Annotated in this window: 31 protein-coding genes; 15 read left to right on the top strand and 16 right to left on the bottom strand. The window is 52.4% G+C overall.

Annotated features, from left to right (window positions below):
* Window positions 1–30: 30 nt before the first annotated feature.
* The gene (locus KNO58_RS10405; RefSeq protein WP_214753694.1) at window positions 31–831 is read right to left on the bottom strand and encodes a formate/nitrite transporter family protein; all 801 of its coding nucleotides are present in this window, start codon (window positions 829–831) and stop codon (window positions 31–33) included.
* Between the two features lie 96 nt (window positions 832–927).
* Window positions 928–1,314, bottom strand: coding sequence for a VOC family protein (locus KNO58_RS10400; protein WP_214753692.1), 387 nt, complete (start codon window positions 1,312–1,314; stop codon window positions 928–930).
* An 81-nt stretch (window positions 1,315–1,395) separates the two neighbouring features.
* On the opposite strand from KNO58_RS10400, the gene KNO58_RS10395 reads away from it, so the two are divergent.
* Genes KNO58_RS10395 through KNO58_RS10385 form a run of 3 tightly spaced genes read left to right on the top strand, consistent with a single transcriptional unit; the run spans window position 1,396 to window position 4,682 of the window.
* A complete protein-coding gene (locus tag KNO58_RS10395) occupies window positions 1,396–2,514 on the top strand; it encodes a GTPase (RefSeq protein WP_214753690.1) in 1,119 nt (372 codons plus the stop codon).
* Between the two features lie 12 nt (window positions 2,515–2,526).
* Entirely contained in the window at window positions 2,527–3,669 is a 1,143-nt protein-coding gene (locus tag KNO58_RS10390; protein WP_214753688.1) for a YcjF family protein, read from the top strand.
* 50 nt (window positions 3,670–3,719) lie between these two features.
* Window positions 3,720–4,682, top strand: coding sequence for a 2-hydroxyacid dehydrogenase (locus KNO58_RS10385; RefSeq protein WP_214753686.1), 963 nt, complete (start codon window positions 3,720–3,722; stop codon window positions 4,680–4,682).
* 36 nt (window positions 4,683–4,718) lie between these two features.
* Here the strand turns inward: KNO58_RS10385 and KNO58_RS10380 are convergent, their stop codons facing one another.
* The 4 genes from KNO58_RS10380 to mgsA form a co-directional block, all read right to left on the bottom strand.
* The gene (locus KNO58_RS10380; protein WP_214753684.1) at window positions 4,719–5,417 is read right to left on the bottom strand and encodes a YflT domain-containing protein; all 699 of its coding nucleotides are present in this window, start codon (window positions 5,415–5,417) and stop codon (window positions 4,719–4,721) included.
* Window positions 5,418–5,430: 13 nt separating this feature from the next.
* Window positions 5,431–5,946, bottom strand: a complete 516-nt coding sequence (locus tag KNO58_RS10375; RefSeq protein ID WP_214753682.1) for a YflT domain-containing protein — start codon at window positions 5,944–5,946, stop codon at window positions 5,431–5,433.
* Window positions 5,947–6,059: 113 nt separating this feature from the next.
* A complete protein-coding gene (locus KNO58_RS10370; RefSeq protein WP_251026201.1) occupies window positions 6,060–6,869 on the bottom strand; it encodes a hypothetical protein in 810 nt (269 codons plus the stop codon).
* 90 nt (window positions 6,870–6,959) lie between these two features.
* Window positions 6,960–7,373, bottom strand: coding sequence for a methylglyoxal synthase (gene mgsA, locus KNO58_RS10365; protein ID WP_214753681.1), 414 nt, complete (start codon window positions 7,371–7,373; stop codon window positions 6,960–6,962).
* A 223-nt stretch (window positions 7,374–7,596) separates the two neighbouring features.
* On the opposite strand from mgsA, the gene KNO58_RS10360 reads away from it, so the two are divergent.
* Together KNO58_RS10360 and KNO58_RS10355 are read left to right on the top strand one after the other, a co-directional pair.
* Complete coding sequence (locus KNO58_RS10360; protein ID WP_214753679.1) at window positions 7,597–9,384, top strand: mechanosensitive ion channel; 1,788 nt, start codon at window positions 7,597–7,599, stop codon at window positions 9,382–9,384.
* Between the two features lie 112 nt (window positions 9,385–9,496).
* Window positions 9,497–10,975, top strand: a complete 1,479-nt coding sequence (locus KNO58_RS10355) for an HD domain-containing phosphohydrolase (RefSeq protein ID WP_214753677.1) — start codon at window positions 9,497–9,499, stop codon at window positions 10,973–10,975.
* A gap of 36 nt (window positions 10,976–11,011) precedes the next feature.
* Here the strand turns inward: KNO58_RS10355 and KNO58_RS10350 are convergent, their stop codons facing one another.
* Window positions 11,012–11,314, bottom strand: coding sequence for an AzlD domain-containing protein (locus KNO58_RS10350; RefSeq protein ID WP_214753675.1), 303 nt, complete (start codon window positions 11,312–11,314; stop codon window positions 11,012–11,014).
* The gene (locus KNO58_RS10345; RefSeq protein ID WP_214753673.1) at window positions 11,311–12,039 is read right to left on the bottom strand and encodes an AzlC family ABC transporter permease; all 729 of its coding nucleotides are present in this window, start codon (window positions 12,037–12,039) and stop codon (window positions 11,311–11,313) included. The genes KNO58_RS10350 and KNO58_RS10345 overlap by 4 nt, the downstream gene beginning before the upstream one ends.
* Window positions 12,040–12,150: 111 nt before the next feature.
* On the opposite strand from KNO58_RS10345, the gene KNO58_RS10340 reads away from it, so the two are divergent.
* A complete protein-coding gene (locus tag KNO58_RS10340) occupies window positions 12,151–12,852 on the top strand; it encodes a CBS domain-containing protein (RefSeq protein ID WP_214753671.1) in 702 nt (233 codons plus the stop codon).
* On the opposite strand, the gene KNO58_RS10335 is transcribed toward KNO58_RS10340, so the two are convergent.
* Together KNO58_RS10335 and KNO58_RS10330 are read right to left on the bottom strand one after the other, a co-directional pair.
* The gene (locus KNO58_RS10335; RefSeq protein WP_214753669.1) at window positions 12,835–13,170 is read right to left on the bottom strand and encodes an antibiotic biosynthesis monooxygenase; all 336 of its coding nucleotides are present in this window, start codon (window positions 13,168–13,170) and stop codon (window positions 12,835–12,837) included. The two genes, KNO58_RS10340 and KNO58_RS10335, sit on opposite strands and share 18 nt — an antisense overlap.
* 78 nt (window positions 13,171–13,248) lie before the next feature.
* A complete protein-coding gene (locus KNO58_RS10330; protein ID WP_214753667.1) occupies window positions 13,249–14,088 on the bottom strand; it encodes a M15 family metallopeptidase in 840 nt (279 codons plus the stop codon).
* 208 nt (window positions 14,089–14,296) lie between these two features.
* On the opposite strand from KNO58_RS10330, the gene KNO58_RS10325 reads away from it, so the two are divergent.
* Together KNO58_RS10325 and KNO58_RS10320 are read left to right on the top strand one after the other, a co-directional pair.
* Window positions 14,297–14,515: a hypothetical protein gene (locus KNO58_RS10325; RefSeq protein ID WP_021067968.1), complete on the top strand. Its 219-nt coding sequence runs from the start codon at window positions 14,297–14,299 to the stop codon at window positions 14,513–14,515.
* A gap of 61 nt (window positions 14,516–14,576) precedes the next feature.
* Window positions 14,577–15,047, top strand: coding sequence for a hypothetical protein (locus tag KNO58_RS10320; protein ID WP_214753665.1), 471 nt, complete (start codon window positions 14,577–14,579; stop codon window positions 15,045–15,047).
* Window positions 15,048–15,069: 22 nt separating this feature from the next.
* On the opposite strand, the gene KNO58_RS10315 is transcribed toward KNO58_RS10320, so the two are convergent.
* Window positions 15,070–16,173, bottom strand: a complete 1,104-nt coding sequence (locus tag KNO58_RS10315; RefSeq protein WP_214753663.1) for a glycerol dehydrogenase — start codon at window positions 16,171–16,173, stop codon at window positions 15,070–15,072.
* Between the two features lie 371 nt (window positions 16,174–16,544).
* Here KNO58_RS10315 and KNO58_RS10310 point away from each other — a divergent pair, with 371 nt between their 5' ends.
* The 5 genes from KNO58_RS10310 (at window position 16,545) to KNO58_RS10290 (ending at window position 20,331) form a co-directional block, all read left to right on the top strand.
* A complete protein-coding gene (locus KNO58_RS10310; RefSeq protein ID WP_214753661.1) occupies window positions 16,545–17,204 on the top strand; it encodes a type 1 glutamine amidotransferase domain-containing protein in 660 nt (219 codons plus the stop codon).
* 112 nt (window positions 17,205–17,316) lie between these two features.
* A complete protein-coding gene (locus KNO58_RS10305; RefSeq protein ID WP_214753659.1) occupies window positions 17,317–17,742 on the top strand; it encodes a DMT family transporter in 426 nt (141 codons plus the stop codon).
* A gap of 11 nt (window positions 17,743–17,753) precedes the next feature.
* Complete coding sequence (locus tag KNO58_RS10300) at window positions 17,754–18,425, top strand: Crp/Fnr family transcriptional regulator (RefSeq protein WP_214753657.1); 672 nt, start codon at window positions 17,754–17,756, stop codon at window positions 18,423–18,425.
* An 11-nt stretch (window positions 18,426–18,436) separates the two neighbouring features.
* Complete coding sequence (locus KNO58_RS10295; RefSeq protein WP_214753655.1) at window positions 18,437–18,913, top strand: DMT family transporter; 477 nt, start codon at window positions 18,437–18,439, stop codon at window positions 18,911–18,913.
* Between the two features lie 92 nt (window positions 18,914–19,005).
* Window positions 19,006–20,331 carry a hemolysin family protein gene (locus KNO58_RS10290; protein WP_214753653.1) on the top strand — a complete coding sequence of 442 codons (1,326 nt, stop codon included), beginning with the start codon at window positions 19,006–19,008 and terminating at the stop codon, window positions 20,329–20,331.
* A 9-nt stretch (window positions 20,332–20,340) separates the two neighbouring features.
* Here the strand turns inward: KNO58_RS10290 and KNO58_RS10285 are convergent, their stop codons facing one another.
* Together KNO58_RS10285 and KNO58_RS10280 are read right to left on the bottom strand one after the other, a co-directional pair.
* Complete coding sequence (locus KNO58_RS10285; RefSeq protein ID WP_251026200.1) at window positions 20,341–21,525, bottom strand: M20 metallopeptidase family protein; 1,185 nt, start codon at window positions 21,523–21,525, stop codon at window positions 20,341–20,343.
* A gap of 14 nt (window positions 21,526–21,539) precedes the next feature.
* Window positions 21,540–21,968 (bottom strand): NUDIX hydrolase, encoded by a 429-nt coding sequence (locus KNO58_RS10280; RefSeq protein ID WP_214753649.1) that lies wholly within the window; start codon window positions 21,966–21,968, stop codon window positions 21,540–21,542.
* Between the two features lie 137 nt (window positions 21,969–22,105).
* Between KNO58_RS10280 and KNO58_RS10275 the strand changes: the two genes are divergently transcribed.
* Both KNO58_RS10275 and htpX read left to right on the top strand, forming a co-directional pair.
* A complete protein-coding gene (locus tag KNO58_RS10275) occupies window positions 22,106–22,654 on the top strand; it encodes a LemA family protein (RefSeq protein WP_021067978.1) in 549 nt (182 codons plus the stop codon).
* Between the two features lie 21 nt (window positions 22,655–22,675).
* A complete protein-coding gene (htpX, locus tag KNO58_RS10270; protein ID WP_029596351.1) occupies window positions 22,676–23,557 on the top strand; it encodes a zinc metalloprotease HtpX in 882 nt (293 codons plus the stop codon).
* 34 nt (window positions 23,558–23,591) lie between these two features.
* Here the strand turns inward: htpX and nagE are convergent, their stop codons facing one another.
* The 3 genes from nagE to KNO58_RS10255 are packed head-to-tail and all read right to left on the bottom strand — an operon-like array spanning window position 23,592 to window position 26,432.
* Window positions 23,592–25,079: an N-acetylglucosamine-specific PTS transporter subunit IIBC gene (gene nagE, locus KNO58_RS10265; protein ID WP_214753647.1), complete on the bottom strand. Its 1,488-nt coding sequence runs from the start codon at window positions 25,077–25,079 to the stop codon at window positions 23,592–23,594.
* Window positions 25,076–25,924 carry a PRD domain-containing protein gene (locus KNO58_RS10260; RefSeq protein WP_034780531.1) on the bottom strand — a complete coding sequence of 283 codons (849 nt, stop codon included), beginning with the start codon at window positions 25,922–25,924 and terminating at the stop codon, window positions 25,076–25,078. Before KNO58_RS10260 ends, nagE begins: the two co-directional genes overlap by 4 nt.
* A 19-nt stretch (window positions 25,925–25,943) precedes the next feature.
* Window positions 25,944–26,432 (bottom strand): PTS sugar transporter subunit IIA, encoded by a 489-nt coding sequence (locus tag KNO58_RS10255; RefSeq protein ID WP_251026199.1) that lies wholly within the window; start codon window positions 26,430–26,432, stop codon window positions 25,944–25,946.
* Between the last annotated feature and the right edge of the window lie 7 nt (window positions 26,433–26,439).

The following is a 26,439-nucleotide window of genomic DNA, read 5'->3' as shown; positions in this document are numbered from 1 at the left end:
GGGCCCTGCGCATCGGGGCCCCTGTCTTTTTTATGCGTTCTGACGAATCGATTCGACTTTCGTTTCGGTCGGCTTGGCGTTCAAATGGACGTACGTCCCGGCAACGAACAAGGCGCCACCCACGATATTGCCGAGCGTGGCAAAGATGAGGTTATGCAGCGCGAGACCGATGTTAATCGCCTCGGATGGCACATAATAGAGCGCAAGCCCGAAGATGCCCATATTGGCAATCGAGTGCTCGAAGCCGGCGGCAAAAAAGACGACGACCGGGAGCATCGTCAGCATGATTTTGGCGACATCGTTCTTCGTTTTCAGCGGCATGAAGATGGCGATACAGACGAGGATGTTACACAATATCCCTTTCAAGAAAATCGCTAACGCCTCACCGCCCATCTTTTTCGTAGCGACGACCGACAACAGGTGGTCGGCGTCGACGTCACCCATGCTGTGGGCCCCGATGACGAGTCCGACGAGGAACAGTGCACCGACGAGGTTACCGATCCAACTGATGCCCCAGACGGCCGTCAAATCACGCCAGTCGACACGTCCGCGTTTCGCGCCCGTATACAAATACATCGTGTTGCTCGTGAACAGCTCGCCGCCCATCCAGACGATAAAGACGAGCGCGACCGAGAAACTCATCCCAGCGAACAGCATCGTCCCGGGCACATCGATGAACATGTTACCGACCGAAAAGGCAAACACGACCCCAATCCCGATTAGAAACCCGGCGACGATGGAGCGGAGTGCGTAGTGACCGAACGCATGACGCAACAGCGTCGCTTTTTTATAGGCGGTTTCTTCCATATACTCGACAGCTTGTTTTTCCATTTGAACACGGCCTCCTTTAGACAACTTAAGTCTAGGAGGTCTTTTAAAAGTTTGCAATTGTTTTCACAAACTTTTAAAGGGTAACAATGTAATCGTTCACATCGTTGCCACGAGTTCGACTTTCATCCGGTCTGGGTCTTCAAAATAAAGGGCGATGTAGTTTGGACCACCGGCATACGGGAAGCGGTCGGCATAGAGTTCCATGAAGCCGTGGCGTGGGAGTTCTGGACGCAACCGCTCGAGCTGCTCCAATGATTCGGCATGAAAGGCGAGATGGTTCAATCCGGTCCGTTTGCGGTGATAGGGCGGTTCGAGATAGTCGAGTTCGGTCTGGACGAAGACGAGATACGTGTCACTAAAGCGGTAACTGCGCCCGGATTCCCATTGTTGGTACACGGTATAGCCGAGCTCGGTGAGAAGCCAGTCCCACGCGTTCAGGCTCTTATTTAAATCGGAAACGTACAGTTCGACATGATGCAGCATCGGTCTCATCCTTCCGTCGGACGTTTCAAATGTGTCCGTTTAGTATAATGGTTATTATATAACGAATGCAGGGGGAACCATATGGACAACACGGGGCTTGTCTCGAACATTTTGATCGCGGGGAAGACCGGGGTCGGGAAGAGCGCTTTTTTAAATTACATCTACGGGCGTGACGTCGCCGAGTCACGTGCCGGCAGCCCGGTGACGGCCGAAGGGCTTCACGAATATGAATATTACGACCTCGAGCGCGGGATTCTGTTCCGTTTCTTCGATACGTGGGGACTCGAAGCGGACCGGTCCGACGAATGGCACGAAGCGGTCCTCTCCATCGTCAACAAGCGGGAAGGCGCGCTCGATATCGCCGACTGGTTCCATACGATCTATTATTTACTCTCGATCAACTCGGGGCGCGTCGAGGCGTACGAACTCGAATCGATTCTCAAACCGCTCTACGCGAAGCGAAGCAACGTCACGATTATCTTGACGAACTATAACCCGGACAGTGCGATGAGCGTCGAGAAGGCAGAAGCGATGGAGGACGTGCTCATGCGCGAACTCGACATCTCGCGAGATGCGATGATTCGCGTCAACAGCGTCGAAAAGAAATTGCTCGGCGGACAAGTCGTGCCGCACATCGGTTATGAAGCGGTATGGCAACGCAATCGGACCAACCTTTGGAAAGACGTCGAACGAAAACTGCCGGACAACTTGACGCATCATTTGTTGACCGAGTTGGAGGCGTGGCGTGCCCGGAGCTATCGTTCGGCTGAGACGATTCGCATGATCACTCCGCAAGTGATGATCAGCTGGAAAGCCCGCCAAATCGAAAAGGACTTGGAACGCACGCTCGAAGCGGCCGCTGAGACGACAGAGGCGGCGATGGCCCAAGGCGTGCGGCATTATATTCAATTGATGGAACGTTATCCGCTCGTCGGCGCCCCGTCCGACCTCGTCTTTAAAACACGTCGGGTCGAGCTCGGGTTTGACTATTCATTCAACCGGACCGTCCGAAAGATGGTGCTCGGCATGATTCCGGGCGTCCATTTCATTTACTGGGCGTTCAAACGGAGAACGGCGGAGCGTGGCATCAAGAAAGCCGTCAATCAGCAGTATGAGCTGGTCAAACAGACGATTGAGCTGGACGTGCACCGCGGATTCGAGGAAGAGATGCGACGGCTCGGCCGGACGCTCAATCAATGAGGAGGAACGGACATGGATAAACAGACCCCATTCAATTTTGATACGTACGATTTGAAGGAAGAGCTCGACCGCTTGCGCGGAAAAGTCAAAAAACCGAATATCTTCATCGCGGGAGCGACCGGATCAGGCAAGAGTTCCGTCGTCAACCACGTGTTCGGCCGCGACTTGACGAAAGTGGCCGCCGGTGAGCCGGTGACGCGAGGGATTCATCAGTTCATGAGTGATGAGATTTCAATCGTGCTCTATGACAGTGAAGGATATGAGATTGGGAGCGACCGGCAGCAAGCATATGCCGATGAAGTCATCGGTTTCGTCGAGCGGGCCCAGACGAAAGGGGCGGCCGAACAGATTCATCTTGTCTGGTACGTCATCAACGCCTCGATGAAACGGGTCACCCCGCTCGACCGGGCGCTCATCAAACAGTTGAACGAAGCGACATCGGTCGCTGTCCTGTTGACACAAATCGACCAAGTCGATGTGGATGAGCTCGCGGCTCTCCGACAGGAACTCGTGGATGTGGTGCCCGAAGAGGCTGTGTTCCAAGTCAGCGTCGCCGACGAGCTATTGAACGACCCGGAATTACGGGCCCATCTCGATTGGGAGCGTCTCGTCACGTGGTCGGTCGAACAGCTCGACCATTCGCTCCAAGAGGGACTGCTCATGGAGATTCATGCCGAGAGTGAGGCGATGCTCAAATTGAAGCGGAAGAAGGCGAACCGAATCATCTCGGGTTATGTCGCCAGTGCCGGAACGGCCGCTGCTGTACCGCTCCCGTTCGCCGATGCGATCGCGCTCACACCGATTCAAGTGACGATGAGCGTTCATTTGTTTCGCTACTGGGGCGTGAAAGCGAACGACGATATGTTGAAGACATTAATCGGCAGCACCATCATCCCGCAAATCGGCCGGGCGCTTTCGAAGACGATTCTACTGAACGTCATGAAGTTCTTCCCGGGAGCGAACGCGGCGGCGAGCGTCATCAATGCGACTGTCGCCTCAGGCATCACGTGGGCAATCGGCCTCGCCATCAACGAAGTCGCTTATCGGAACGCGATGGATTCATCGAAAACAATCGAGCAACTGCTCGACAGCGACTTCGGCTCGTTGTTCGAAAAGTTCATGGAACAAAATCCAGTGACGAAAAACAAGTCTTGATCGAACCGGTTTGATACACTGGTCGAGACGAGACAAAAGGGGGAAACGACATGAAGAAACGAATTTATATTACGAGACGATTACCGGAAGAGGCTGTGGCACCGCTGCGCGACAAGTACGAGGTCCGGATGTGGGAGGAAGAAGCGAAGAGTGTCCCGCGCGACGTGTTAGTGGAAGAAGCGGCATCGGCACATGCGCTTTGGACGATGCTAAGTGACACGGTGGATCGTGAATTGATTGAACAGGCTCCAAATCTTGAGGTCATCTCGAACTTGGCGGTCGGCTATAACAATATTGATATCGAGGCGGCCAAAGCACGCGGCATCATCGTGACGAACACGCCGGACGTGTTGACCGAGACGACGGCCGACCTCGCCTTCGGACTGATGATGATGACGGCACGCCGGCTTGGGGAAGCAGAGCGTGATTTACGGGCCGGGGAATGGAAGTCGTGGACGCCGATGGGCTATGTCGGCATGGACTTGTATCGGGCCAAGCTCGGGATTATCGGAATGGGTCGGATTGGCGAGGCGGTCGCGCGCCGCGCCAGAGGTTTTGATATGGACGTGTTATATCATAACCGGACGCGACGCCATGAATCGGAATCGATGTATGGGTTCGTTTATGCGGAACTCGATGAACTGCTCGAACAATCCGATTTCGTCATCGTCCTCGCGCCCCTCACCGAGGAGACGCGTGGGATGCTAGGGGCGGAACAGTTCGCTAAAATGAAATCCACTGCCATCTTCATCAATGTCGCCCGTGGCGAGATTGTCGATGAGACAGCGTTATACGAGGCGTTAAGCGAACAGCGGATTTGGGCGGCCGGTCTCGATGTGTTCGCCAAAGAACCGGTGGCGATGGACCATCCCCTCTTGACGCTCCCGAACGTGACGACGCTCCCGCATATCGGCAGCGCCTCGATTAAGACGCGGCTTGCGATGATGGCGCTCAATCGGGAAGCCATCATGAACGTGCTCGACGGGGACGAGCCGAAGAATCGATTGACGTAACAAAAAAACCTGACCGCGGTCAGGTTTTTTTACGTATTAGAAGCGACGGATATTGTCTGGGTCTTCGTAGTCGTTACGAAGTGCCCGATCGTCAAGTCCGCGCAATTTGTTCTCGCGGTCGTTGATATCGGACTCTTTGTCCAAACGATCCTGTTCAGGATCGACGGCCCGGTTCGGATTATCACCGACCGATTCATTGTACGGTTTAGAATCGATTTCCAAGCCGTCGGAAGCAGGCGAACGATCAGATCGGCCCGTGCCATCGGTCGAACGATTTGGATCATTATATGGAGTCGAATCGATTTCGAGACCGTCAGCCGTATGGTGGCCCTGATGGCTCGTATCGTGTCTTGTATCGTTATATGGCTTCGAATCGACCGTCAGTCCTTCATTGTGGCGACGTTCGAAATCTTCGTCCACATAAATCAAGATTTTTCCGGCCTCGACATCGCTATAGTGACGGTTGACCTCTTCTTCGCTCAAGCCCATGTTCCGGAGTCCTGCATGGACATCCTCATGTCCACTCAAGAACGCCCGGACTTTATCGAACCATCCTGTATGGTGCGACGCTTCAGTATGGACGTCCGTTTGACGACGTAAAATCGAGACGTTATCTTCGTGTTTGGCAACGACGTAGATGTCCGAGTCTTTATAGCCTTTCGCCCGCAACTCCTCAACTTTGCCGAGTGCCGCGTCTTGCGTGTCATACATGCTGATGAATCGTTTCTCACTCATCTCGTTTTCCTCCTTATAGTCGGCGATGGTCCTCTAAGCCAGAATGTCCGCGGACGATTGGGTCCTCTTTCGTACCGCGCGGTTCTTCGTCATGATCATTGAACGGTTTCGCATCGAAAGCGATGCCGTCCGCTTCTTCCCCTTTGTCATGGTCGAGCTCACTATCTTTTTTATACATGTTTGGATAGCGGTCGTACGAATGCTTATCGACGTAAAGCAACAGTTTGCCGGCGTCAATGGACGTGTAATACTCTTCCGCCTCCGCGTCACTAAGCCCCATGTTCCGCAACTCATCGCGAATGCGATCGCTTCCGTGAAGGAACGCTTTCACGCGATCCAACCAGTTGACATCACGAATCCCCGATTCGGCGTTCACATCGGTATGATAGCGCAAGGCAGAAATTTCCCCGTCCCGCTTGGCTACGACGTGCATGTTTTTCTCTGCTTCCCCAGCTTGTTTGAGTTCATTCACCTTATCCATGACTTCTTGCTCGTTATGGAATAACCCAATGATTTTGCGATCCGACATGTTGTGCCTCCTTCGTAATCGTTTATTTGTTAAATCGACGTCACGCTATTAGTAATTTCCGTTCTCGCAAAGGTTCAAACAAAAAACGCCATCTCAAGGCGAGAATGGCGTCATCAATAATAAATCATCAATGTTTCGTTTCCGAGATGGCATCGCGTGTTCTTCCAAACGAACTCGACGAGTGTCCACATGGCCATGAATCCACTGATCGCGAGCAGGATGAGTGCATACACAGGCGTCAATTGAATCAAGAACGACCACCCGAGTGAGAACAGGATGGGTTGAGTCAACAACACGAATCCGACGTACACGGCAATGATGAGCAAGGCGAACAAAATCCGTCGTCCTAACGTCTGAAAGTGATGACGGAATCGCGTCAAAAGTCCGAACACGGCACCCGTCAATAACACCGGGAGCACAAACCCGAAATAGTCGAGCGGATAAGGCGTGGCCGGAGCCGTGAATAAGCGCAAACTGAACACGTCATCCATGACGAGCAATAAATTCGCATAGGCGAACGCTAAAATCATACCGAGCAGCCAACCGAATTGATTCCAGACGCGACGCGACGATTTGATCGCCTCGATTTTTGTATAGGCCAAAAAGGATACGTCTCGCATCTCGACATCTTGAAGCTTGACCTGGACGTCGTTGAGTCGATCGATGGCCCAGTCGAATTCCCGATTTGCTTGAATTTTCTCATGTGCTTTCAATTCTTCTGACGCCTCAATCATCGTATGGTAGCGACGGCGATACTCCTCGTTCGTCGTCGGTTGTTCGATTAAGAATACGGCATAGTCTTTCGGGTCTTGTTTGGTCAGCCCGTCGAGCGACTGTCCATTCTTTTCGGCTTGTCGAATATAGCCCGCTAGACTGTCGAGCAGGCGATCGGCTTTCGTCTCGTCATGGAGCAGGTCGTACAAGTGCGTTCGGACTTGATCGTAAAACTGTTGAACGACCGGGTCGTTCGATACGTGTGGTTTCAGAAAAATTCCTCTCTTCTCATAGTTGGATTATTCCGGGGGTGGGTCGTTATGCGATAGCGTCAATGACTCGAAATCACCTTGTTCGATGCTGCGGATAAGAATCTCACTGCTTCCCATATTCGTCGCCAACGGGATGGAATACACGTCACAGAGACGCATCAAGGCGCTCACATCAGGCTCGTGCGGCTGGGCCGTCAGCGGGTCACGGAAGAAAATAATCATGTTCATCTCGCCGCGTGCGACGGCGGCGCCAATCTCTTGGTCCCCGCCAAGCGGGCCGGATTGAAAACAATGGACCGGTAAACCGGTCGCCTCGGCGACGCGCTTTCCAGTCGTGCCGGTCGCGAATAATTGATGGTGTTTCAACACTTGCGCGTACGCTTTCACAAGCACAATCAAATCATCTTTTTTCTTATCGTGGGCAATCAGAGCGATATTCATCTTGATTCCTCCTCAAAAGACTTCTTCTTTTAATTCGTATCACATTTGTCTGAGAAAGACACGACTTCTTTCTTATAGAAACATTTTCTAAAAAACATTTTCCCGAGAATCATTTATAGAGGAATAGGAAATGGCGAGGTTTAGGCAGATGTAAATGTTGGTATTTATACAAAGAGTCAAATAAATGAAATCATTTCAAAAAGAGATTGGAGGAAGATGTTAAATGAACGATACTACTTATAACTTCAACACGTTCATGTCATGGCTGCCTGAGCTTTTGCTTGCCTTGGTCATTCTTGTCGTCGGATTCATTTTGGCGAAAGTTCTTGAAAACGTGACGCGTAAAGCGCTTCGCAAAGCACGCCTTGATGATCGTGTAGGGGTGAAACAAGAAGGTGAACCTGGAAAGCCTGGAAGAGAGGAAAAGCGGTGGACACCTGAACGCATCATCGCGAAAGTCGTCTTCTTCGGCGTACTGCTTCTCGCATTCTTAATTATCTTTGAATTCTTGAACGTACCGGCTGTTGCTCAACCGTTCAGCCAAATCTACGCAGGCTTCTCTGGCTTGATTACAGGCGTTATCAAAGCGGGTCTCATCCTGCTCGTCGCTTGGATTATCGCCACGCTCTTGAAGAAAGGGATTCAAATGGCAGGTCATCGCCTCAACTTGAACAAGTTGATGGAGAAGACAGGCCAAGAGTCGACAAGCGTCAATCAGACGAAATGGGTCGACACGGTCGCCAATATCGTCTTCTATCTTGTTTTATTGTTAGCTCTTCCGGCTGTACTTGATGCGCTTGGCTTGCAAGGCATCAGCGGACCGTTTGAAGACTTGTTGAACAGTTTCCTTGCCTTCATCCCGAAACTTGTCGCTGCGGCTCTCATCTTCGCGATTGGTTATATCGTTGCGAAAATCGTCCGTGACATCTTGACGAAATTCTTGGAAGCGGCAGGTCTTAACCGCTTCGCCGAGAAACTTCACTTAGCTGACTACGTGAAAGGTTCTAGTCTTGCGAAAGCGGTTGGTACAATCGTCTTCATCTTGATTATGATTCCGGTCACGATTTCAGCGCTCGAAGCACTTGATATTCGCGGAATTTCGGATCCAGCCATCTCGATGCTCAATGACGTCTTGGCGATGATTCCGAACATCATCGTGGCCATCGTCTTGATTCTCGCCGGTGTGTTCATTGCCAAGTGGTTGAAAGGTGTCGTCGTGTCTCTCCTTGAGAACTTGGGCGTCAACTCACTCGCTAGCAAAATGGGTCTCGGTGGCCGCTCAACGTCATCGACATCGATTGCACAAGTCATCGGTACGATTGTTCAAATCATCATCATCTTGTTGTTCGTATCAGAAGCACTTCAAGTCGCTAACCTCGACTTTATGGCTTCGCTCGCAACGGCAATCTTCGCATACTTGCCAATGGTCATCGCAGCCATCGTCATCTTGGCGGTCGGTTTCTGGCTTGCGAACATGGCAGAGCGTCTCGTCGGTAGCGTGCTCGTAGATGGAGCTGGCCAACCGAGCGTCTTGCGCCACGTCGCGAAGTACGCGATTCTTGGAATCGCCTTCTTCATGGCCATCAGCCAACTCGGCATTGCGCCAATGATTGTCAATACGGCATTCTTGCTCATCCTCGGTGCAGTTGCCCTCGCCTTCGGTCTTGCCTTCGGTCTTGGTGGACGCGAGACAGCAGCTCGCTATTTGAAGAAAGCGGAGAAACGAATTGATGAGACAGAAGTATCGAAAGAAGGTCTCGAGCAAGAAAAAGCACAGATGAATCAAGAAGCCGAAGCTGCGAAGCAACAGGCGAAACAAGGTGGGGAACAGTCGAAACGTGAAGCGAATCAAACGAAACAAGAGTTGAAGCGTGAAACGAATCGTCCCCAAGCTCCACAATCTGATGTGACGAACGTAGACGGCCCAGAACCGAACCCGTTCCATGACAATATCACACCAGATCAAGATAACCGTTCATTGGATGACAACGAAGGTCCACTTCGTCCATAACAGTGAATGACGGGTCCCTGTATAGGGGCCCGTTTTGTTTTGCTGTAAAATAGTGTCACTTTTGTCGATATAATAAGAAACAGATCGGCAAGAAGGCAGGGGTGACATATATATGTTCAAACAGTTTCAACGTACGCTCATCATGAACTACATATGGGGATCAGGCATCGCCGTGTTCGGGGTCGGGGGACTGTTCATTTTTCAAACGCTCAGTCTGTCCCAGGCCGAGATGCTCATCTTGGCCGTCATCATGGGGATGTCGGGCATGACGATGATTGGGCTTGAATTACTCCTCTATCGGCGTCATATTCGTCCTATCTATCACGTGTTCCATACGGATGCACCGACCTATGAGGCGTTGCAACAGGCGTTCAATCAGACGAGTCATTTTCCGACGTTGACGGTGAGGCGGATTCTTGGTCCGCACTTATTCGGGTTATCCGTTCCAGCGATGAGTTTGACGGCGTTTGCCATTCATCAAGGCTGGATTGACCTTCCATATCGGTTGATTGGGCTAGCGGCGTTCGGCGCCATCTTGATTGCTATCTTACACGCGCTCATCGAATTCTTTTTGACGTACCGGTCGGTGGAACCGATGTTGCTCCAGTTACAGGAGATGAGCCAACGCCTATATCAGCGCCCGTTGCAAGCGACGTATCGGTCCATCAGCGTCCGGACGAAGTTGTTGATTAGCATGCTCGTCATCGGGGTATTCCCCGTCGCCTTGTTCATTCTGGCGTCTGGGGTGCAGCTGTCGACGGTAGAACAGGCCGATGCGTATTGGCAGTGGGCGGCTTTGATTTTGGTCGTCATCATCGGAGTGGCGACGTTCAGTAGTTTTTTGTTGTATGACAACATCAAACGTCCAATCGGGGCCTTGACCGAAGGGGTCGCCGCATTGGATGCCGGACGGTTTGACGCCATCGACAACCCTTACTCCGATGAATTCGCCCAACTCGTCACCGGCTTCAACCAGATGGTGACGAACGTTACGTATCGGGACAAGGAAAACGAGCAGCTACTGAATAGTTTGTTTGTGTTGTTCGCCGCGACGCTCGATGCCCGCGATTCGTATACGGCCGGACATTCTGAGCGGGTGGCCGCCTATTCCGTCGAGTTGGCGCAGGCACTCCAGTTGCCGAACGAACAGATTGAACTGCTCCGCAAATCGGCGTTGCTGCACGATATCGGAAAAATCGGGATTCGGGATGATGTGCTGTTGAAAGAAGGGAAGTTGACGGACCACGAGTTCGCCCAAATTCAAGAGCACCCGACCATCGGCATTCACATTCTGAATCAAATCGCTTTGCCCGATTCCTTGCAACCGATTATGGCCGGGGTCCGGTCTCATCACGAACGGATCGATGGGCGCGGCTATCCGGATGGATTGGTCGGGGAAGGGATCCCGCTCTTCGGTCGCATCATGGCGATTGCGGACGCGTATGACGCCATGACATCGGATCGTCCGTATCGGACAGGGATGCCGGTCGAAAAGGCACTGTCGATTCTCGAGAGCGGACGTGGTACCCAGTGGGATGCCGCATTCGTCGACGTGTTCGTTCAATTACGACGTCAGGCCGTCTCTGCCTAAACAAACAAGTCCGCCCAATTTGGGCGGACTTGTTTGTTAGAGGAGCGTCTCAACGAGATACACCCCGGCGATACCGCCAATGACGACGAGCATCAAGTTGGCCCGGAGTAAGGCGAGCGCTGCGGCGACCGCGCCACCCGCTAAGGCGGACGTGAGACTGTTCGTCGCACTTAATATGCCCGGGAAAATCAAGCTGGCGAGCACCGCATAAGGCGTGAACAGTAAGAAACGCTTCAAGAGCGGCGGCAACTTGACGTCCCGGAGCCACAGCAACGGAACGAGTCGCGGAATGTATGTGAAGAACGCCATGGCAAGGACGAGCAAAAACAGACTAATCATGCCTCATCCTCCTTGTATAAGAAAGCGCCGATTCCGGCTGCGACAATCGTGGCCAAGATGATGCTCAAGCCGGACGACAGTGGAATCAATGGGGAGACACCGAAGTAGAGGACGGCTTGTGTCAGGACGGCGATTGCCGCCACGACGATGACCGGTTTGCGGGTGAGTGATGGGACGAGTAGGCCGATGAACATGGCGTACAAGGCGATGCCCATACTCGTTTGAACCGAGGCGGGCAGCCCGAAGGCGAGAAAGACGCCAATCCATGTCCCGACGTTCCAAGCCAAGAAGGCGATCAGGTTTAACCCGAGCACAAAGTGGCCGCGTGTCGACTCATCGCGTGTCGAGGCGACACTGAACGTCTCGTCGGTCACACCGAACGCGATGGCGGCCAGAAACCGATTCGAGGTCGTCTCGAGACGCTGGGACAATGACGCCGACATGAGGAAGTGCCGCAAGTTCAAGATGAACGTCGTCAAGACAATCTCCCAATACATCGAACCGGCCATAATCAACTGAACACCGATGAACTGACTGGCACCGGCAAAGATGAATAAGGACATGGCAAGCGTGATGATGTTCGGCATATCGAATGATTTCGCAAGCAGACCGAAGGCGATGGCGATCGGGATATAGCCGACGGCGACCGGAATACCGGCACGCATGCCGGAACGGAAGGCGTCCTTATTCGGAATCGGTGTCATTTGTGAGACCGGGGTTGCCATGAGACCTCCTCCATTTCATAGATGATTTAATGTGGATTCGAGATTGGGTCACGCTTTCCTGCTCGAAACTAAAAAAATAGGGTATATAAAGGCGATAAGGAGCGTGAATGTATGAGTCGAGCTGAAGAATTTATCGCATCGTATCACCGGATTGAAGACTATTTGAGCCGAGAGATGGGGGACGGCCAGCATTTCAGTTTCAGTAACATGGTCAACCGTCTCGCCAAACACAATCCGATTATCGACCGATATAAGGAAGATTTACATCAAATGAGTCAATTGCGGAATGCCATCGTCCACGAACGGCGGGAGCCGGACTTCATCATCGCCGAACCGCATGACTCAATCGTCAATTTGATTCTCGAAGTGGAGAAAGAACTGCTCCATCCGCGTCAAGTCATCCCGCTGTTCCGTAAAATCGTGACGACGTTCGACGCTGACGATTCGCTCGTCGCCGTGCTCGGCGAGATTCGAGACAAGAATTATTCGCAGTTCCCCGTCTATAACCAAGACGGATCGTGGCGTGGACTGTTGACGAAAAAAGGAGTGACCAGTTGGCTCGCCGAAACGGTCGACGGGCCGCATGTGTCACTCGAAGGCGTTCAAGTCAAGCACGTACTCCAACACGACCCGCACCTGCGGCGGTATCGGTTTATCGCGCAAGAGACGTCGGTCATCGAGGCGCACCATCATTTCATCAGTATGAAGGACGGCGTTCGTCTCGATGCCTTGCTCATTACCGAGACGGGACAAGAAGATGAACCGTTACTCGGGATTATCCGACCACAAGATATTTTATACGTCATCGGTTGAGGCGCCGTGCTCGATGGCGACCTCATATTGAGTGACCGTGTTTCCGAGGACGATGGGCTTCACTTCAGAAGTGCCGTCGTCCCGTTTTTTGTGGGCATGTTTATACGCACCGCTATCGCGCCAATTCTCAAAGCTCGCCGCGTCGCGCCAGGTCGTCATGATGACGACCTGATCTTTCATCTCATCCGATGTATCCGTCAACACTTGCATCCGGACGAACCCCTCCATCGACTCGATGCCTTTCGTCGTTTGGAAACGAGCGGTGACCGCCTCAATCTTCCCTTTTTCAACGTCTAGTTTGTTCATGACAATCCACATACACATGTCCTCCTCTGCGATATCGTACGCGTTCATTATACATGGAACACGATTGATGCTTCGCCCGAGATGCTCGCGTCAACGTTCGGCCCACCACTCCTCGAACGTCCAATTTTGTTGTTTCATCGTCGTCGCTTCTTTCACACCGACGTACCGGAGATGCCATGGCTCGTAGTTGTAGCCGGTGATTTTTTCTTTGCCTTTCGGATAGCGGACGATAAAACCGTAACGGTGTGCCTGTTGGAGCATCCATTTGCCTTCCGGGGTCTGGTCGAACGAGGCATAGAGTCCCATCTGCATCCGCGCACTCGTCATATCGACAGCGAGTCCGGTCTGATGTTCGCTATATCCAGGACGGGCGACATATTTTGAGGCGTATGCCGTGCCACGCGTGTTGACCCAATACGTGTAGAGTGATTTCTGACTGGTGTAAGAGCGATAGGCGCTGAGGGCATACAACGTGTGGCCTTCTTTTCGCCCGGCGTAATAGAGACGCGCTAGTGCATGAGCCGCTTCAGCGGCCATGAGGGTTCGCTCGCTTCCTTTGGCGTAAACGGTCGGAATGGTCAACGTGACAAGTTGCCGCGAACGATAGGTGCTCGAGAGGCCGTTTTGTTTATTGACGAGTCGAATCCGTTCCGCAGGCGCCAGTTTTGGGATGCCGGCTTTCAAGTTGCTCGACGGGGTATAGTAGCGCGTGCCGTCGATATAGACGTTCGACCAACTGCGATTATAAATGGAATATCGTACAGGTGTGTTCGTAGACAACGTCTTGGCGACCGGGGACGATTGCATGGCCCGCCAGTATAGTTTTGTTGTTTTAATCGTGTAGCCTGGCTGGGGTGATGAGGTTGCGGCGGAAGTGGATATGACGGGAAAGATGAGCAACAGGACGAGGAGCACACGGATGAGTTTCATAACGATGACCTCCTTTTAAGTCGGTGCTTCTCTTTTCCCTTTTTTTCAAATGATGAAAAGATAACGAATCAGGGAATAAGAGATAAATCGTCTCCGTCTCTTGACCTGAAGTGTGTACTGCCTGAGCCCGATGTGCCGGCAATCCAAAAACGATACACTTATCGTGTAGGGAAGAGATGGATCGAAGTATCGAAAGGAGTGAGCACATATGGAACTCATTTTTGGTTTACCATTGTTACTGCTTGTCCTATTCTTTGCCTTTTTGTATTTCAACATCAAAGGGCTATCGAGTATGTGGAAAGATTACAATCGGACGAAATCGATGATTCCCCTCGGATTCTTCATCATCGGAATTATCGGGATCTTCACCGGCGTCTGGACGTGGCTCGTCATCTTGATTTACTATGCCGTTCGTCCGAAAGCTTGACCGGACACCATGCGCGAAAGCGCATGGTGTTTTTTTGCTATACTGAGGATGAGGTGTTGTCATGGATAAATTAATTAAAGCGTGGTTCATCATCACGCTCATTACGTTCGTGCTCTTTAAACTCGGTGAGACGATGACCGCCGACTATACGCAACCAGCGGGCGAGGGGAATCCGTACGTGCTCGTCTTGCTTGTCGGTTGGCCGTTCGTCCTGTTGTTCATGTGGATCACGGTTCGGCTCGCCTGGCGCACCGTCGCGTCGGTGCACCGTTTGGCGCGAATCGGTCTCGTGATGGGCAGTCTCGTCATGGCAGGAGTCGGTCTCTATATTAACGTTGGGCAGGCCGCTTCGCTCCGCGCGGGCATCCGTGCTTCTGAGAACGAGGCCTATGCGTCAGGATGGAATCAGTTCACGAATATCATTTATGCGAACCAATTGACGTTTTTCGTCTTGACGGTCAGTTGTATGGCACTCGGAGTGGCGCTTTCCTTTGTCTCCCGTAAACAAACGAACGAGGAACGGCTCAACTAGCCGTTCCTCGTTCTGTGTTTACTTAACGTTTACTTTGATACAGGCGGGCGTAGCGGTCGGCTGCGATGATGGCATCGGCAACTTGTTCCGGGGTCACATCGAATCCGCTGTGAATCGTCTCGCCTTCTGCGGTCGCGGCTTGGCCAACTTTTAAGATATCCTCGCGGGAAGCATCTTTCAACTTCACATCTTCAAGCGTGACTGGCAAATCGAGCGCCATATAGAGGGCGACGTAACGGTCGAACTCTTCCTGCGTCCGGCCTTCGAGGGCGAGTTGAACGAGTGTGCCAAAGGCGACTTTTTCGCCGTGCGTCAAGTGGTGAATGTCGCCATGCAAGGCCGTGAAGCCGTTATGGATGGCGTGAGCTGCGGCGAGTCCTCCGCTCTCGAATCCGAGACCGCTCAAGAGTGTGTTCGCTTCAACGACAGACTCGAGTGCCGGCGTGACGACTTTGGCTTTTACGGATTCGTAAGCTAGAATCCCGTAATCGAATAGCACTTCTTCACAGCGTTTGGCAATCGCCTCTGCGGCAATGGTCGGGACACCGCCCGCCATCGTTTTTCCGCCAAACGCGAGGACGCTCCGAACCTCGACCCATGTCGCAAGCGCGTCGGCAATTCCTGAGGCGAGGAAACGGGCTGGGGCCTCAGCAATCAGTTTCGTGTCGACGAGGACCAAATCTGGATTCTTTTTGTAGAATCGATACGTTTCAAAGTTCCCTTCATCCGTATAGATGACGGAGAGAGCACTCGTCGGCGCATCCGTCGAAGCGATGGTCGGCACAATCACGATGCGGGCGTCTAGTTCGTCAGCGACGGCTTTAGCCGTATCGAGCGTTTTGCCGCCACCCATCCCGATGACGACGGCGGTGTGGCTCTCCGCGGCCGCTTTGGCAATCCGTTCAATCTCGTGACGAGAAGCCTCTCCGACGAAATCGGCCTTCTCCGCGTTGACACCGCTCGCTTTAAGTGAATCGGTCACCCGCTCGCCGATCAAGCGCCAGACGATGTCATCGGCGATGAGCAGTGCCTGTGACCCGAAGTGACCGACATGGTCCCCAATCCGATCGATTGTATTCTTGCCTTGCACGTACTTGGCTGGACTGATAAATACACGTTCTGACATATTCAACATCCTTTCTGAAGTAACGGTAGCGATAGGGCAACAGTAGATTTGTTCCCGATTCAACCATAGCTTCAAACAGTCATCCTTGTGACAGCTCCGTGAATCCAACCTAAACATCGTTCACAGCCCACTACTCATCACGAGTAACAAAATCAAGACGGCGACGGCGAGAAATCCCCAATCGAGTACGTATCTCATTACAATCGTTCCCTTCTGCCATTATGTGATGAGTATAGATGATTGGCAGGCGGACGCCATTTCCAAAATCGGACCAGGTCAAAAAAAGACCGACGTCGCAGGTCCAGAGGTTTGAATGGGACCAGAGCGGGAACAACTCTTTCGTATGCTTAATTTAGAAGGAGGAATTTTCAATGTCTAAACATGTACTGATTGTCACGACGTCTGCCGATCAATTAGAGAACGGTCACGCGACAGGGCTGTGGCTCGAGGAATTCGCTGCGCCGTATCTTCAATTCGAGAAGCAAGGCTATAAAGTCACGGTGGCGAGCATCGAAGGTGGAGACGTGCCAATCGATGCGAACAGCTTAGAGGGCGAATTGCCGCAAGAGGTGTTGGATACGCAACATCTATTGAAAGATACAGCCCGACTTGATCAAGTGGCGGATGACACGTATGACGCGGTTTTCCTTCCGGGTGGGCATGGGACAGTCGTCGACTTCCCGAACAGTGAGACGCTACAGCGTGTCATCCGTGACACGTATGAAGGTGGAAACGTCGTCGCGGCCGTCTGTCATGGCCCGGTCGGTCTCGTCAACGTCAAGTTGAGCAACGGGGAGCCGCTCGTCAAGGACAAGCGCGTGACAGGATTCACGGACGCAGAAGAGCGCGAGATGCAGCTCGACTCAGCGGTTCCGTTCCTACTTGAATCAGCGATGCGCGAGAACGGCGGGAAGTTCGATAACGCTGACAACTGGGCCGTCAACGTAGCCGTGGACGAGCGCCTTGTCACGGGTCAGAACCCGCAGTCATCTGAAAAAGTAGGCGAAGAAATCGTCAAATTGCTTGGATAATCGTAAAGACAGCTTAGGAATCATTTCTAAGCTGTCTTTTTTTCGGACATATGTCCTTTTCAAAGCGTTCCATCTCACGTACAGTCAGACGAGGAGATAGGAGGGGAATTGTTTGGGAATTTTATTTGCCGTGCTCTCGGGCACGTTCATCGCGTTGCAAGGTATTTTTAACGCTAAGCTCGGTTACGCGGTCGGCGCCTGGTTGTCAGTCACGGTCGTTCATCTCGTCGGGCTCGTGCTTGCGCTCCTCATTTATGCGTTCAAACGGGATGCGGATTTGACGGCGTTTCGGCGCGTGCCCTGGTATTACAGCCTCGGCGGTTTGTTCGGAGTCTTCGTCGTCTTCGGGGAATTGACAGCCATTCAACAGCTCGGTGTCACATGGGCCATCTGTGTCTTGCTCGTCGCCCAATTGATTGGAGCGTTCTTGATTGATGTGAACGGATGGTTCGGGGTGAAACAGAAACCGGTCAACCAAGGTCAAATCATGGGGCTCGCGTTGATGGTCATCGGGATTGGGATTTACACGTTCACGTAAGGAGGAGCCAGATGAAAGTAGAAGCAGCGTTACATCGCTTAGGATGGGCCCATCTGTTTTCAGGGCAAACGTTAGAGGCGTCGACGATTGTGACTTATCCGTCCGGGGCGATGCTCTGCACAAATGGCAGCCCGATTGAGTCACTCTTCGTCGTGTTGTCGGGACGTGTCAAAATCTATACGTTAAGTGAGGAAGGCAAGTTGCGCTTGCTACGCTTAAAGATGGCCCCGACGTTGATTGGGGATATCGAATATGCAAGCGGACGCAACGTGCTTCACACGGTCGAGACGGTCGGCCCGGTGACGTGTCTGCGCATCCCGTTTGACATATTGCGCACACATAATCGGACGATTGAATTTACGGAGCACCTTCTTCGCGGCGTGTCTGAGAAATTGTTCATCGAGGCGAACGCCTCATCGAACCATCTCATGTCGACGCTCGAAGAACGGTTGGCGGGTTATCTCGTCTCACTCAGCGAATCAGGGAATGCGTTGTTCCAAGATGAGATGAGTCAGTTGAAGCGAAAAGAAGTCGCGGAATGGCTAGGAACGAGCTATCGCCACTTGAACCGGACGTTACAAGCGTTCGCAAACGAGGGACTTGTTGAGAAAACGAGAACGAAAGTGACGATTTTAGATGCGACTCGATTAAAAGAACGTGCCAATGGCATGTTGTACGAATAAGGAGGCAGTTCATGATATTAGGAATCATCTGTTCGGCAGTGGCCGGGGCATTCATTAGTGTCCAAGCGGCAGTTAATGCAAAAATGAACGTTTATTTGGGAGCCTGGGCGACGACGGTACTTGTCTTTATCGTCGGATTGCTCGGTTCGCTCGTGCCGCTTGTTCTATTTGGTGGTAATCTGCAAGGGTTGTTAGACATCTCTCCGATTTACGCGCTCGGCGGTTTGCTCGGTGTCGGTGTCGTCTTCTGTGTCATGCGAAGCATTCAATTGCTCGGACCTACTTTATCCGTGTCGATCATTCTCGTCTCTCAATTGATTTGGGCACTCGGTGTCGATTTAACAGGCGCGTTCGGAATGCCCCAGTTATCACTATCACCGGGTCAGGTCATCGGACTGATGGTGCTGTTGCTCGGTGTCATCGTATTCAAACAGTCACAAGCCACGGCACTTCAGCAAGAAAGCTCAAACGAAGCGACTTCACGTTGAAGTGGCTTTTTTCTTGAGCAAAACGGGTACAGGTGGATAACGAATCTCTGATAGGATAGAGAGGGAAGCAGTACGAAATATACGTAGAGGTGATGAAAACGGTGGATTCTTCCATAGTAATCGATTTACTGATTGTTTTATTCTTGATTGTGTTGAACGGGATTTTCGCGATGACGGAAATCGCGCTTATCTCGTCTAAACCGGCCAAACTCGAGGTCGAAGCGAACCGAGGCAAACGGAGCGCAGAGATTGCACTCAAGTATTCAAAAGATCCGACCGACCTGTTATCGACGGTTCAAGTCGGAATCACGTTAATCGGGATCATTAACGGGGCCTACGGGGGTGCGCGTTTCTCGGCACCGCTCGGCGAATTGTTCGCGGAGCTCGGAATGAGTGCCCAATACGCACCGACCGTCGGTTACGTCGTCGTGGTCACGCTCATCACGTACTTGTCGCTCATCATTGGTGAGCTCGTGCCGAAACGAATTGCCCTCGTGGCACCGGAAAAAGTGACGATGGCCATCATTCCAGCGCTGGACGTGTTCAGCAAAGTGATGCGACCGTTCATTTGGATTTTATCGAAATCGACTTTGTTCCTCTTTAAATTGCTCGGCTTGAAAGCGGAGCAATCGAGTGGCGAGACAGAGCTCGAGATTAAACAACTCTTGTTCGAAGGGGCCCAACAAGGGGCGTTCGCCCACGAAGAAGTGCAACAGGTCGAGCGCGTCTTCGCGTTCCATGACCAGTTGATTTATGAGTTGATGCAGCCGCGGACGACGCTCGAATGGGTCGACCTCGAAGATGATATGGACGATATCAAGAAATCGATTTATGAGAGTAAACACAATAAGCTCCCGGTCGGTCGCGATACGCTCGATGAATTCGTGGGTTATATCGATGTCCGTGATATTTTGACGTTACCGACGCTTCGGGAGCCCTCGCAAATTTTGAAACGAATCAAACAACCGCTCGTCGTGCCAAAACAGCGAGAAGCGAGCCAAGTCTTGCAGATGATGCAAAAAAATGGCGTCGAGATCGCCTTCGTGCTCGATGAGTATGGTGGGTTCCTTGGAATGGTCACGTTGTTCGATATTTTGGAAGAAATCGTCGGCGAAGTGATGATTGAAGAAGAGACACCGGAAGTCGTGCGCCGTGAAGACGGCTCGTATTTGGCCGACGGTTTGCTCGGCATCGAGGATTTGAAGCGGACCTTCGGGATTCGAGACAATCGTTTCGATGAAGGACGCAATTCCTATCACACGCTCGCCGGTCTCGTCATTTATTCGCTCGGCGACTTCCCGAAACGGGGGGATGTCGTCGAGGCGTACGGACTCCGGTTCGAGGTCGTCGATATGGACGGAAAACGTGTCGACCAAGTACTCGTGTCGATGCTAACTGATCAAACAGAAGAAGACTGACGCGCGGCGTCAGTCTTCTTTTTTGTGCATGTTCCATGTCTCGAACGCCGCCTGTATGAGGATGCGGGCAGTATGCAACATCGCTCGTTCATCGACATCGAACCGGGGGTGATGGTGCGGGAAGATGGCACCGACTTCCGGATTGCCGGCCCCTGTGAAAAAGAAACTGCCGGGGACGTGTTGCATATAGTAGGCGAAATCTTCTCCGACCATGAGCGGTGCCATCTCGATGACACCATTCGTCCCGACGACACGCGCGGCACTGCGACGCACATGATCCGTCTCGGTCGCATGGTTGATGACAGCGGGATAACCGCGAATGTACTCGAGCTCATAATGTGCCTCACTCGCCGAACAGATGTGGGCGATGGTGCGCTCCATCTCGGCGATGATGCGCGTCTGTGTCTCCGGGGTGAACGTCCGTACCGTGCCGGACAGCTTCGCCTCGTCGGCGATGACGTTGAACGCCTGACCGGCGACGAACGTCCCGACGGTCAAGACGGCCGGTTCGAGCGGGTCGATGCGACGGCTGATGACTTGTTGCAACTGGCTGACGATATTGGTTCCGACCATGACGGCATCGACCGTGTGTTGCGGGATGGCTCCGTGACCTCCCTTGCCTTTGACGGTCAGTTCGAACCGGTCGGCCGCCGCCATGATTGGTCCGGTCTTCACACCAACCGTGCCGAATGGAAGTGGCGTCCAAATATGAGAACCATAAATATAGTCGACCCCGTCGAGGCAGCCGTCTTCAATCATCGGTTTGGCCCCGCCTGGTGCGAGCTCTTCCGCGAACTGATGGATGAGGACGACATCTCCGGGAAGATCGATTTCCGTAAGGGCTTTCGCCAAGACGAGCAACGTCGCCGTATGGGCATCATGGCCGCAGGCGTGCATCGAGCCGTTCACTTTTGAGCGATACGGAACGTCTTTTAAATCTTGAATCGGTAACGCATCGAAGTCGGCCCGAAACGCGATGGTCGGACCGTCTCCGCCCTGAATTCGTCCGACGACACCGTTGCCGCCGACGTGTTCGCGCACGTCGAGCCCGAGCTCACGTAAATAGGCCGCAATCGTCCGCGGTGTCTCCCGTTCTTCAAACGAGAGTTCGGGATGTTGGTGGAAGTGGCGTCGAAGCGACACCATCTCTTCGTATAATTCAGTCAATCGGGAATCGAGGTCAGTCACAAGCATAGCAAGCACTCCTGTCAGTTGATTGTTTTTGTTTGAATCAAGGTCCATACGTCATGTGAATTTAAATCATCGAGAATCGGTTGAAGTAACATCTGTCGTGCTTCATCAGCCGTCACCCATCTGGCATCACTATGCTCTTCAGAGAGAGTGATGGTTGTTGCGACGGGATGAGCCCAGTACGTCATCAGGACGACTTGACGATTCGAGTCGGTCAAAAATGTCGTGGCGTACAGTAAGTGTTGAACCGTTACGCGTAGCCCAGTTTCTTCGAATACTTCCCGTTCTAGCGCCTGTTCGAGCGTCTCGCCAAAATCGAGCTTGCCGCCGACAAGCTCCCACGTGCCAGGATGGACTTCATCATCGGTTGCCCGTTTAATGATAAGGAGCCGGTCGTCTTGCACAATCACTGCCTTCACAGCGACGACGATAGATGGAATCGACATCGTGACACTCCTTTGTATGAAATCGTGAGGAAGCTCACTGTAGATATGAATCATTTACTATATTTTCCTAAGTTATGCTTATGGTATACGACGAGAGGGAATTAATACAGGAGAAAATCATGAAATGAGGTGTCGAAATGGGTTGGATTATCGCAATTGGGATTATCGTTGTCTTGGCGTTCGTCTATTTCTCGATGTACAACGGACTTGTCAAATATCGAAACTGGGTCGACGAGGCGTGGGCACAGATTGATGTACAGTTGAAACGGCGTTACGATTTGATTCCAAACTTGGTCGAAACGGTGAAAGGTTATGCCAAACACGAGCAAGAGACGCTCGCGAAAGTCGTCGAGCTCCGGAATCAGCTCGGATCGAAGACGAGCCGTCAAGAACAGATGGAAGTGAACGATCAATTGAGCGGTGCGCTGAAAAACTTATTCGCTCTCCGTGAGGCATATCCAGATTTGAAAGCGAACGAGAACTTTAAGATGCTCCAAGAAGAACTGACGCAGACCGAAAATAAAGTCGCCTACTCACGACAGTTGTATAACAATACGGTCATGAAATATAACACGAAAGTCGAATCGGTCCCGACGAACATCATCGCCTCCGTTCACAACTTCGAAAAACGCGACATGCTCGAAGCTCGTGAAGAAGAACGCGAAAACGTGCGTGTTTCATTCTAATGGATTGGAGTGGCGACGATGATTTTATATGAACAGATTCGCAAAAATAAAATCAAGACCGTGTTCATCGTGGCCGGATTCGTCCTTCTCGTCTTAGGCGTCGGGGTGGTCATCTCGTATTTGAATTATGGTGACCCGCTCCCAGGCCTCATCTTCACGCCGGTGTTCTCGCTGTTTTATATCGGAATCGTCATCATGTCGAGCACGAACATCGTCATGAAAATGAACCACGCCCAAGAGATCACTTCGGTCGACCAGCACCGGTTTCTCTGGCACACCGTCGAGAATATGGCGATGGTCGCGCGTGTCCCGATGCCGCGCATCTTCATCATCAACGATGCGTCACCGAACGCGTTCGCGACCGGCCTGAAACCAGAAAAGGCAGCTGTCGCCGTGACGACCGGACTGCTCGACCAGTTGACGCGAGAAGAAGTCGAGGGCGTCATCGCCCATGAAGTCGCTCATATCAAAAATTACGATGTACGACTGGCGACAGTGACGCTCGCCCTCGTCTCGGTCATCGCCATCATGAGTGATATCGGGTCGCGGATGCTGTTCTTCCGGAGCGTCGGCGGCCGCCGCGACAACAACCAAAACCCGATTTTTATGATTGTCGGGCTCGTGTTGTTGATTCTCGCACCGCTCATTGCCACGCTCGTTAACTTGGCCATCTCAAGGAATCGTGAGTTTTTGGCGGACGCGAGCGGGGCCGAATTGACGCGTAATCCGGATGCGCTCGCATCGGCGCTCGAGAAAATCGCCAATATCCAGACACCGGTGAAGGAAGCCTCACGTGCCTCGGCGTCGCTCTACTTTTCAGACCCGCTCAAGAAAAAGCTGAGCGGTCTGTTCTCGACGCACCCGAACCCGGCTGAACGGATTGCCAGACTGCGGAGCATGTAAAAAGCCACCTCGCGCGCGAGGTGGCTTTCGTCAGTTACCCGGCGCGATGGCTCCGGAGTTTTTCAATCTCTTCGAGGACGAATTGGACGTTCGTTCCGACGATGACTTGAATGTGGTTCGGGCTGACAACCTTGATACCAGGGATGCCTGCTTTCTTGATTTGGGCTTGGTCGACCGTATCCATGTCTTTCACATCGACACGAAGGCGCGTGACGCACGATTCGATGCCTGTGACGTTTTGATCGCCACCGAGACCATCGTAAATCATCGCTGCCATCGCTGAATATTGACCGCCGGCAGCGACTGGAGCCGTCTTCGTTTCGCCTTCAGGAGTCGTTTCCGTTGCGACCGCGTCAACCGCTTCGTCTGACTCACGGCCTGGCGTTGCCAAGTTGAGCTTGACGATCATGAAGCGGAAGATGACGTAGTAGATGGCACCGAAGACGAGACCTTGAACGAGCAACATGTACGGCTGGTTCGCGAGCGGTAACCGTGAGCTGAGGACAAAGTCGACAAGACCGGCACTGAAGCCGAATCCGGCCGTCCATTGGAACGTCGCCGCGACAAAGAGGGAGATCCCTGTCAATACCGCGTGGACGAGGTAAAGAACTGGTGCGAGGAACATGAACGAGAATTCGAGCGGTTCCGTGACACCTGTGAAGAACGATGCGAACGCCGCGGCAAGAAGAAGCGAGGCCGCTTGTTTCTTCCGTTTCGTTTTCGCGGTATGGTACATCGCGAGGGCTGCTGCCGGAAGACCGAACATCATAATCGGGAAGAACCCGGCTTGATAGCGTCCAGTAATCCCTTTCTCGCCTTCACCTGACCAGAAGTTACCGATGTCATTGATACCGGCCACATCGAACCAGAATACCGAGTTCAAAGCGTGGTGCAGACCTGTCGGGATCAACAAGCGGTTGAAGAAGCCGTAAAGGCCGGCACCGAATGCGCCCATTTTCGAGATAGTTTCCCCGAATCCGACGAGTCCAGTGTACACGACCGGCCAGACGAAGTAGAGGGCGACCGAGACGAGAATCATCGCGAACGCTGTCATGATCGGGACGAGACGCTTACCACTGAAGAAAGCGAGCGCGTCTGGAAGCTTCACATGGCTAAAGCGGTTGTACATTTGAGCGGCGACGATCCCTGACAAGATCCCGACGAACGCGTTGGCAATTTTACCGAATGCTGGGTTGACGGCTTCGACGTCGATACCTTGGAACAAGGCGACGGTAGCCGAAGACAAGAGCGTCGTGACCGTGAGGAAGGCGACAAGTCCGCTTAGAGCGGCTGAGCCATCACGGTTTTTCGCCATTCCGAGGGCGACCCCGACTGCGAAGAGAATTGGAATGTTATCGATAATGGCTGCACCGGCTTTGATCAAGAATGCGGCGGCGATGTTTTCAGAACCCCAGCCGACGGGATCAATCCAGTAACCAATCCCCATGAGAATGGCAGCTGCAGGAAGTACGGCAACTGGCAACATGAGGGAACGTCCGAGACGTTGTAAAAAGTTCATCATTGTGAATGTCCTCCTTTTTGATGGTGTTGATCTTGCAGGCGTTGAATGTGGAGCGTGATATAACCAAGCTCTGATTCGGGCAAGACGATGCCGTATAAGTCTTCCATTTCGTTGGCGACGTCAGACGCACATGCATAGGCCGACGAGAACTTCGTTTGAATCATGAGAAGCATATCTTCGTCGATCGTATGGTGATCGTAATGGTTGACCCGATCCATGACGAATCGTAAATGAGTTAATAAGCGTTGATAGGATAAGTCATCTTCTTCTATAGATAGATCGAGTCGTCTCGAAATCGATTGAATCATGTCACGTACGATTGTCGTCTGTTTGACCGTCTTGCGTAAATCACCTCCCTTCACTTTTAGTGTATGGATGTGGAGCGCGATGAAGGCCGCCTCATCTTTCGGCATCTTGACGCCGAGTTTATCCTCGATGAGGTGAAGCGCCCATAGTCCGATCTCGTACTCGTTGCGATATAAAATCTTAATCTCGTTCAACAGTTTGTTCCGGAGCGAGATGCCTTCTTGCTCGCGTTCGATGGCGAACGAGATGTGATCGGTAAGGACGATATGGATGTGTTCGTTGAACGTCGTCTCGAGCCGTTTTTCCGCATGCGAAATGATTTCTTCTGAAATCGTGAAGTGCTCGATTGGAATCCGCGTCAGTAGTTGTTGAAATTTATCGTTCTCCGACATGACGAACAGTTTTTCAACTTTATGCGGATTGACGATATCGTTGCGTGCCTTCTTGAATGCGACGCCCGGTCCGATGGCGATTTTCTCTTCACCCTCGTCTGAGACGATGACCGCGTTGTTGTTTAGAATCTTTTTGATTTTTAACATGTGTCCTCCTATCGAGGAGTCATTGTTCCGCTTGAGCGACGACGGTCTTTCCAGGAAGCGATGGGCCACCTGCATGGAACGCGTATGGCTGTTCCAAAGCGCCTCCGTTCGTGATGACCATTGGGGTGACCGTGTCTTTTCCGGCTTGCCGGATTTGTTCCAAGTCGGCCGTCAAGAGTGGCTGTCCAGTCGTGACCGTGTCACCGACTTTGACATAGACATCGAACGGGCTTCCCGCAAGCTCGACCGTATCCAGTCCGACATGAATCAAAATTTCAGCTCCGTCTCCCGAACGGAGCCCGATGGCATGCTTCGTCGGTGCGACTTGGACGATGGTCCCATCAGCCGGGGCGACCACGGTTCCGTTCGTAGGCATAATGGCAATCCCGTCGCCCATCATTTTCTCGCTGAAGACAGGGTCGGTCACTTTCTCAAGTGGAATGATGTCTCCTTCCATGGGTGCATAAAGTGTCAGTGTATGTCTCTTCATCCACTTATTCAATAACATATTCAAA

It is taken from the genome of Exiguobacterium sp. J17977 (genome assembly GCF_018616375.1).
In the GTDB taxonomy this organism is placed as follows: Bacteria; Bacillota; Bacilli; order Exiguobacteriales; family Exiguobacteriaceae; genus Exiguobacterium; species Exiguobacterium mexicanum.
This window is presented reverse-complemented; position numbering and strand designations above follow the sequence as displayed.